The 6,000-nt window shown below is 49.7% G+C and carries 6 protein-coding genes; 4 read left to right on the top strand and 2 right to left on the bottom strand.

The window, feature by feature from the left end; all coding sequences use genetic code 11:
- The first annotated feature begins 161 nt into the window (after positions 1-161).
- Positions 162-770: a hypothetical protein gene (locus tag Q7U76_01840; GenBank protein MDO8355117.1), complete on the top strand. Its 609-nt coding sequence runs from the start codon at positions 162-164 to the stop codon at positions 768-770.
- A gap of 313 nt (positions 771-1,083) precedes the next feature.
- Here Q7U76_01840 and Q7U76_01835 read toward each other — a convergent pair whose 3' ends face one another.
- Both Q7U76_01835 and Q7U76_01830 read right to left on the bottom strand, forming a co-directional pair.
- Positions 1,084-2,757: a hypothetical protein gene (locus tag Q7U76_01835; protein ID MDO8355116.1), complete on the bottom strand. Its 1,674-nt coding sequence runs from the start codon at positions 2,755-2,757 to the stop codon at positions 1,084-1,086.
- Between the two features lie 174 nt (positions 2,758-2,931).
- The gene (locus Q7U76_01830; GenBank protein ID MDO8355115.1) at positions 2,932-3,597 is read right to left on the bottom strand and encodes a hypothetical protein; all 666 of its coding nucleotides are present in this window, start codon (positions 3,595-3,597) and stop codon (positions 2,932-2,934) included.
- Between the two features lie 596 nt (positions 3,598-4,193).
- Between Q7U76_01830 and Q7U76_01825 the strand changes: the two genes are divergently transcribed.
- The 3 genes from Q7U76_01825 to Q7U76_01815 all read left to right on the top strand — a co-directional run bounded on the left by Q7U76_01825 (position 4,194) and on the right by Q7U76_01815 (position 5,874).
- On the top strand, positions 4,194-4,334 hold the full coding sequence (locus tag Q7U76_01825; GenBank protein ID MDO8355114.1) for a hypothetical protein: 141 nt from the start codon (positions 4,194-4,196) through the stop codon (positions 4,332-4,334).
- A 231-nt stretch (positions 4,335-4,565) separates the two neighbouring features.
- Complete coding sequence (locus tag Q7U76_01820; protein ID MDO8355113.1) at positions 4,566-4,733, top strand: addiction module protein; 168 nt, start codon at positions 4,566-4,568, stop codon at positions 4,731-4,733.
- Positions 4,734-5,445: 712 nt separating this feature from the next.
- Entirely contained in the window at positions 5,446-5,874 is a 429-nt protein-coding gene (locus tag Q7U76_01815; protein MDO8355112.1) for a hypothetical protein, read from the top strand.
- The last annotated feature ends 126 nt before the right edge of the window (positions 5,875-6,000 follow it).

Below are 6,000 nucleotides of genomic sequence, written 5' to 3'. Positions count from 1 at the left end.
CCACCCGGCGACGGTGGCGAGGGTCGAACGCCTGCTCAACCGTAGACCTAGAAAATCACTCGGATTTAAAACGCCCAACGAGGTCTTTCAGGCTCTGGTCAGACGCGGCTGAATGTTATGCACTGGGGAGTTGAATCTGCGTCAGTGACTTTACGACGAATTTGATTAAAGGTTTTATCTGTGAATATACCCAGGGATTTGCAGTCAAGAACATTGATCCAAGTCTTCGTAGATTGATCTCTGTTGAGAAGGTGAAGTTTAACTACGCTACAGAATCTTGGGAGTCCGCGCAGTTTGACCTTCCGTGGATAGACAGTGATTATGTGTTGCTGACTCCAACAGATATTCTGACTAAGGATGATACTTGGATAAACAAGACTGATCTAGTTGAAGGTTTCGATAGGCTTCCCGAGTCAATCCCTAATGACCAGCTTCGGGCGCAAATTAGCAATTACTTCAAGAAGGTTCTTCCGAAACATCTGGATAAAGAGCCGACGAAAGAAGAAGAGAGGGCAGCTGCTGTTGAGACGATTCTTCATTTTCCAGAACTCATCGATATTTACATTCGATATAAGGAAGAAACTGGAGATCAGGCAACAAGCGAGAGTAGCGAAAAGGTCGAATTCTCAAAGCAGCTGTACGTTGAACAGTTCCACCGGCTACGCAGGCTCCTTTCGTTACATTCAGACTTCTACAAGATAGCTGGCGAGACCTATGTCGAGGCTCATCAAAGAATGGGCAAGAAATGGGGACATTCTAAATTATTTTGAGAGGCAGCCCTTCCATCCGCCCACCGCGTCCGGTTTGTCTTGCGCTAATAAGTTTTGAACGGTTCCCCTTTGACCTCTTACGTAACACGAGCGGAAAGAAGCGTCGTTCGTCTCTCGCGACCGAAGTGATCAGCAGTCAGCTTTCAGTCATCAGCGTCTTTAATCGCATCTCGCTTCTCACTGAAATCCTGGAACGTTTTAGACGACAACGCTGGTATCAGTTAAGCTCTGCGCTCTACCCAGTCCTGTTTGTCGCCTGTATCCAGGTGCATAGATTTCGAGAAGCGGTGCACAGACGTACCGGTTAAGAAGTTTAGTGTTTGAAGCATTCTTTTGAAATTCCTATCGGTTTCCAGCAATCAGCATCCCAGAATTTCAAATGGCTAAAGTGGCCATGCTTCTGAGGACTCTTAAGATTTTCGCCAACACCAAATTTAGTTGCGAAAATGTACGGCCTTAACTCTTGAGGTGTGTGGTGAACTGCAGTGATGAAGTTGGTAAAGCGGCCCAAGGTCCGATCGTCTTTGCTTAGCGGATGGCTAAGGAAGCTGTCGAGCCATACGAGAAGCGAACCTCTGGGGGCAGGATCTAAGAAGTCACTCATCCACTCGCCAGACTCGGCAGTTTCGTGGAGCATTAGATGGTAAACATTAACAGGGGTCTTTGATGGAGTCTTAATGCCTTCTGCATGTGTAAGCGGCAGACTCGTACTATGCACCCTAGCAGGTTCGGTGTCTGCGGGCACTCTCTGCGTAGAATCAGTTGATTGAAAATTCCTCGTCTCAAGATAAGGAAAAATTGTGTTCTGGTAGTCTTTGATCGTGCTTGCTGCACCCATGTATACGATGTTGCTAATAGGTAAGTAGCCAAACTCTCTGATGATATGGTGTGTAACTATTGATCCGGTGGAATGTCCGACCAATGTGATTTCCCAATTCTTTTCATTGCTGCATCGTTTTTCTGCTGCAGATTTTCCGCAAATTGTGTAGCCCAATTTCTTGAGAAACAGCGAGAGTGCTCCAGTCTGTCTATAGTCATTGGGGTCTGAAGGGGCTGACCTGAAATTTGTATGAATCGCTTGCTCGCCGTCATAGTGAAATAGTTGGGACACGCTTCGTAGCATGATGTCCCATGAGCTGGTGCCGAGTGTGTCAAGGAGGGGGGCAATAACAAGCTTCGTTGGTAACGTAACGAAGTATTTGAGGAAGGCGGTATTCTTTTGCCAGCCAGTTCGTTCATCTCTTCCCAGCCAAATGTTGAGATCTGCTAGCTCGTGTTTAGGGGATTGATCTTGATGTTTGCAATCGAAGCTCCGTTTTTTTAGTAGCGATGTGTACTCATTTGGAGAGCTGGAGTAGTCAGCCTGGACAATTGAGGTTTGCCTGCAAAGAGCCTCGAAAGCTGCCTCCTGTGCGAGCACAAGATCAGATGACCACAGAGTCGATATTGGCCTGAAAGCTGGAACAGTTTCGATGTCGTTGCGGATTTGGAAAAATGTGACTACTGGGGATCGAACAACTGCCCTGGTAAGATCTGCTGCGAGGTAGAAAGGCGATGTCGCGTATCCTCCGAGGGAGCTCCATAAGCCATCACGCCAGTCTTCACCTTGACGAATGTGGAAGAGATGATTGTTGTAGCTGGGAAAAAGGGACGACTGCCAGTTGATAAAGATAGGATATGTGTCTGAATCATTATCTTTCAGAATAACTTTGCTAAGCCTTGTTGCCCGTTCAACTGTCTCTGTCTGTAGATTGAGTCCTCCGTGTATAAAGATGAGGATCTTGAGTGATTTGCCGTTTCCTTGTTTGTCCTTTTGGTGCTGCTCCAGTCCCTGATTAAGTTCATCTAGCTGTTTTATGTATTCGTCACTTGTAAGCTGGGGATACTCAAATAGGGAGCTATGTTTCCCATTGCATGAAGTGCCCGCATTTGTTTTGCACCCGACGTTACCTGTTGAGTCGACGGGGTGACCCTCTGCGTTAACCATAACGATGTTGGCTCTCGGTACATGTCCATAGTTTGTTCCGCACCCTACGGTTACAAGTAAGCTAAGAAGAGTAAACCATAGAATCATTTGGCCGTGACCTCCAGTAGCGTGAGCGGTAAGCAAGAACGATTTGGCAGTCTCTATTATGGTATCTAGTTTCAATGTACGGTCGGCCTAAAATTTAAAGCCGTATCCTAAGCTCATGAGTAAGAACATTTTGCCTTTCTCTTGCCCCGTGAGATTGAATCCCGTTCCGATACTGATAATGTCATCCAGGAAACCGATCATAAGTGCCGGCTGGATGCTGAGATCATTTTCCGTGGTTTGTTTGGAGTAATAGACAATCGGGGTAATCGAGAAGATGGAAGATGCCAGCTTGTCCGCACGCTCCTTCCCTATATCTGCAGTAGTTGCGCGACACTCTGGTTTGATAGACGATAAGGGTACGTAGACTTCATCTGAGTCGTCAGCGTACGTATTCCCGTAATGCGTGTTGATCGATTTGAGTTTTGCCGAATCAAAGTCGTATTTAGCCGCTTCGCTTTTATTGCCAAGGTAGGTTTTCCCATAGTACCGAAAGGCAATGCCAGCTCCTGCCCCAGTCGCTAGAGCGGCTTTCTTGCTACTAAAGTCGAACCGTGCAACTGAGGTTGCAAGGGTAGTTCCCACGGACCAATTCTCCAGTCCCAAAGAGCTTAGGTCGCCAAAAAGCGGACGTGGCTGGTAGCAACTCTTAGCTTTTCCCTCCTGCGCTTCGACCAGTGTCGGTAACCCACTTAACATTGAACTGAAGATGATAAATGTAGAAATAGCTATGGGTTTTAGACCTGATTTTGTCATTGTAAGTTTCTCCTTTTCAGTGTGTACGGATGACGTATGAACGCTGGGGCAATAATTGGTGTCAGGAGCCAGTTCATGCTTGAAGTTGTTGTCTTGATGGCTTCAATGTCTTCGAGAGATGGTGCTTAGGCATTGTGCTTTGACTTATCCGATGCACCAGGTCTAACAGGAGTGCCGTCCCTCTTCTTCCAGAGTGCCGGGTTGTTGGTCATAAACGAATCGAGTCTCCATCAGGGATTCCTACAGTCGGCTTGAAGCGGCCCTTGATATGGATAAACGGCATCGTGCCCTCCTGACGCTATGCTATGTGCCTCTCACTCACTTCACGGTCGAGTTACGATGTATTAGCTAGCAAGGCAGATGCCGTCTTGTGTAATCGTGTTTTCTTGCGAATAATCGAGTTATGCTCCGTTGTGATCTCACTGTGTCCACGTGTGGTGAATCTAAATAGATGCTGTGGTTGGTCCTGAAATGGTTCAGTTATTGTCTCGAGTCGGCGATGTCGATCTATCAATGTCCTCTAGTCGTTGGTAGGGCCATGCATGAAGATCGGAAAGAGAAGGCAAATGGGTTGCCTTTCTTTGAAGCCCCCCTCCATGGCACGTCCGCTGCGTCTTAAATTTTTCGGGGCTGTCTATCACGTCACGAGTCGGAGCAATGTCCTGCAGGACATCGTCCTTGATGATCGTGACTGCACGCAGTTTCTGGCCATCCTCGCCCAGGTGGTTGATCGCTAGCCCTCATTCTTCATGACGGTCCGTTGCGAAATCGCTGCGTCGCGTCCTGAGCATGAGGGGCATATGGCGCATGGCATATGGTCGATAGCAGGGAGTAGGAGGCAAGAGCTGATAGCATGTAGACCGCCAGTCCTGGTTTTTCCAGCAGACCATAGGCCATCTGCTATCGGCCATACGCTCTTCTCAGGAGGGGTGCTTGCCACGTATCCTCAAAAAGGAGAGAATGGGCACATGTCTCCTCTCGCCCTAAAAGAAATCTTGAAGTTGAGCGTGTCTGAGCGAGTGCAACTGGCTGAAGACATCTGGGATAGCATCGTGGCTTCCCCTGAATCCCTCCCGGTCACGGATGCGCAAAAGCGCGAGCTGGATCTCCGCAGGGACACGCATGCGAGCCAATAAACGGGGACATTCTAAATTGTTTTGAGCGGCAGCCTTGCTATTCGCTCACCGCGTCCTGTTCGCCTCTCGTCAATAATCAGAAACGCTTCACGCGCGGAAAGAAGCGTCGTTGGTCTCTCGTGACCGAAGCGATCAGCAATCAGCTTTCAGCCATCAGCGCCTTTAGTCACATCTCGGTTCTCATCGAAAAGCCCGAAACGTTTCACATGTCACGAAAACGGCGTTCCTTCCGAGCCATCGGCTATCAGCTATAAGCCATATGCTCTTCCCTTAAAGGTGCCAGCCGCCCACCGCGTCCAATCCTCGGAGCAGCTTTCAGCCTTAGCGAGCCTTCTGCAGAGAATCCGGAGAGGAGGGGGAACAGGAGGCACGACTGGAGGCAGTTGGAATGGCGGGTGGTTGAACTGAAGGGGAGGGCCGAGGTTCATCGACGGACTTTGCTGCGGCTGCAGGGTGACGCGGCGCTCGCCACCCGGTGGTTCGAGAAGGTGGCAGCCCCTATAGCCTCCTCCGTTCTTTCGCGCGCCTCTCGTATCTCGCTACGCCTCTCTTTCGACCGGTTCGTGACGCGCTCCCATTCGACGTCATCCCTTTTCACCATGAAGTTTCCACGAACACCGACATCATCGTGGTTGGCAAGAAGCGGGAATTGCTGGCGTGCGGCTGGGTCGATGCTAAGATGGCCTCAAACCCACCTAGGAGGGAGGATTTTATGATCCAGCAACATGGAAAGCTGCTGCAGATTCATCATCGTTTGAAAACGATGGTCGAGGAGCAAGGCGATCATGCCTTTGCAACGGCCCTGGGCAGCTGCGTTGCGACTGCCCGAGGGGAGAATGCAGGCGCTGATACCTGCCCGTTTCGACAACTGCTCCTTGAGGACTATGTGAAGACCGGCGTCGCGCCACTGGAGGCGACTACCAGTGATCAAAGCTCGGTCCCTCTGTCGCAATGCCATTCTTCGGCTGCCTTGCCACATGATGTGGTATTGAGTCGAATCAAGATGCTGCTCCGGCAGGATGCCAGGCGACTGGAGGATCAGGGGTATTTACAGGCCTTGGCTGACTGTGAAGAAGCCACCAAAAGCAATCCTCAATGTCCGTTCTTTCAGTTGCGGGCTTCCGAGGCAAAAACGAAATAGTGCCCCTGCCAAGGCTGCGTCCACATTTTTGACGGCTCCGCCTTGAACAGAAAAACGGGGCCAGGTCTTGAATCGTACATTCCTAGTGGTAAAGACCCGCTCCATGGCACATCCGCTGCGCCTTGA

The sequence above is a fragment of the Nitrospirota bacterium genome, from assembly GCA_030645475.1.
Classification (GTDB): domain Bacteria; phylum Nitrospirota; class Nitrospiria; order Nitrospirales; family Nitrospiraceae; genus Palsa-1315.
The sequence above is the reverse complement of the archived record's forward strand: the minus strand, read 5'-3'. Positions and strand labels throughout refer to the sequence as shown.